The 2,515-nt window shown below is 70.9% G+C and carries 2 protein-coding genes; both read left to right on the forward strand.

Annotated features, from left to right (window positions below; all coding sequences use genetic code 11):
- Positions 1–718 (forward strand): LLM class flavin-dependent oxidoreductase (locus tag ACNPM4_RS16195; protein ID WP_448986363.1); only part of this gene is annotated, 718 nt, incomplete at its 5' end.
- Between the two features lie 107 nt (positions 719–825).
- Positions 826–2,460: a TIGR04028 family ABC transporter substrate-binding protein gene (locus ACNPM4_RS16200; RefSeq protein WP_448986368.1), complete on the forward strand. Its 1,635-nt coding sequence runs from the start codon at positions 826–828 to the stop codon at positions 2,458–2,460.
- Positions 2,461–2,515: the final 55 nt, after the last annotated feature.

Genomic DNA, 2,515 nt, shown 5'->3' on the forward strand with positions numbered 1-2,515 from the left:
CGCCGCGACCGAGGCCGACCTCGCCCTGACCGCCGCGCCGACGCTCGCCGACGCGATCGCCACGCGCCGCCTGCTGCGCGACATCGCGGCCGAGGCCGGGCGGTCTCCGGATGCGGTGAAGGTGATCGCCCCGGTGCTGCCGGTCGTCGCCGACACGGATGCCGACGCCCGCCGCATCGTCGAGCGCCTGCTCGCGCTGGTGCCGCTCGCCGAGGGGCATCAGACGGCTCGCACCGCGTTCCCGCCGAACCGCACGGTGGCCGCGCTCGCCGATGCGTTCGACGTCGCCGCAGACGATCCGCTGCGCGCGTCGGAGTTCGACCGACTTGTGACGGCGGCCGAGGCGCAGCGGTTGGGGGAGCGCGGCTCCGCGCTCATCGAGCGGCTCGCCGACATCGCCGGACTGCGCGTCTCGGGGGCCGGGATCGCGAGCGGCGATCCGCTCACCTGGCGGCACCTCGTGGCCGCCAACGCGGTGCCGGCGGCCTTCGTGGTCGGCGACGCCCGCACGATCGCTGACCACTTCGAGACCTGGCGCGACGAGGGGGCGGCCGACGGGTTCAACGTGCTGTCGGCCTTCCAGCCCGCCCAGTTCGAGGCGTTCACGCGGCAGGCCGCCCCCGAGCTGCGCCGCCGCGGGCTGCTGCGAGACGCGGCGGAGAGCGAGGGCGCGACCCTCCGCGACCGCCTGCGCATTTCCTCGTATGTCGACGCGTGACCACTCGTGTCGTCGCGCGACACCCGGTGTCCGCCGCCTCGCGGCACGGCCACTCCGATTCCTACCGTGAACACATCCCGACCCCCGAAGCCCAGGAGACCCTCCGCATGAACCGCCGTCTCATCCGTGCCGCCGCCATCGCGGTCCCGCTCGTCCTCGCGGGCAGCCTCGCCGCCTGCGCCTCCTCGCCCGCTCCTGCCAACGCCCCCGCCGAGGGCGGCGACCCCGTCACCGGCGGCACACTCACCTACCTCGAGCACCAGGCGTACACGAACCTGTACCCGCCGCAGGCCGGCTTCTACCCGAACGGCGGCATCGTCAACAACATCGCCGCCCGCCTGACCTGGCAGAACCCGGAGACGCTCGAGATCGAGCCGTGGATCGCCTCGGACTGGACCGTGAACGCGGATGCCACCGAGTACACGTTCGACCTGAACCCCGACGCGACGTTCTCGGACGGCACCGTGCTCGATGCCGCGGCCGTCGCGAAGAACTTCGACACGTACGGCCTGGGCGATGCGGAGCGCGGCCTCACGGTCTCGGAGGCGATCAACAACTACGCCAGCAGCGAGGTCGTCGACGAGGACACCGTGACGTTCCACTTCAGTGCGCCGTCGCCCGGGTTCCTACAGGCCACCTCGACCATCAACTCGGGTCTGCTGTCGCCGGAGACCCTCGACGGCACGATCGAGGACTTCGGCGCGGGCAACGCGGCCGAGATCATCGGATCCGGCCCCTTCACCGTCACCGACGAGAAGCTCGGCACCGAGTACACGCTCACCGCCCGTGACGACTACGAGTGGGGCCCCGACAGCGTCGACAACGCCGGGCGCCCCTACCTCGACGCCGTGCACGTGCTGATCACCCCCGAGGACTCGGTGCGCATCGGTTCGCTGCTCGCGGGTCAGGCCGACTACGTCCGCTACGTGCAGGCGTTCGACGAGGACCGCGTCGAAGGCGCCGGCTTCACGCTCTACGCCCCGCAGACCCGCGGCGTGAACAACTCGATCGCCCTGCGCCCCGAGAACCCGCTGCTGGGCGACATCCGCGTGCGCCAGGCGCTCGTCGCCGCCGTGGACGCGAAGGAGGTCGTCGACACGCTCTTCACCGAGAACTACCCGGTGGCGACGTCGGTGCTCTCCTCGCAGGCCGTCGGCTACAAGGACGAGTCCTCCCACTACGCCTACGACCCCGACAAGGCCGAGGAACTGCTCGACGAGGCGGGGTGGGAGCCCGGCTCCGACGGCATCCGCGAGAAGGACGGCGAGCGCCTGTCGATCACGGTCTACGAAGCCAAGCCGCAGCCGCTGTCGAAGCAGACGCTCGAACTCGTCGCGCAGCAGCTGGCGAAGGTCGGTGTGGAGCTCTCGGTCAAGCCCGGCGACGCCGGGAGCGCGGCCGAAGACACCCGCGATCCGCTGAAGACCGGCTTCTACCACTCGATGGTCGGACGGGCGGACCTCGACGTCATCAAGAGCCAGTACTTCACGAAGAACCGCGACGTGCTGATCTCGAAGGACGCGAAGCTCGACGAGCTGCTGCTCGCCGTGGCCTCCGAGCCCGACGCCGACAAGCGCATCGCCGCCTCGCAGGCCGTGCAGGACTACATCGCCGAGCAGGCCTATGTCATCCCGCTGTTCGAGGAGCCGCAGGTGTACGGCACCGCGACCTACGTGCAGGGCGTCGCCTTCGAGTCGGTGGGGCGTCCGACGTTCTCCGGCGTCTGGCTCGCCGAGCACTGAGAGTACCGGTGACACGATGAGCTTCGTCCTCCGACGAGCCGGGCAGGCCGCGATC

It is taken from the genome of Microbacterium umsixpiens, assembly GCF_053543675.1.

Excerpts from the sequence above, each read along its gene's own strand:
- ACNPM4_RS16200 (WP_448986368.1), top strand. The coding sequence starts at position 826 with ATGAACCGCCGTCTCATCCGTGCCGCCGCCATCGCGGTCCCGCTCGTC.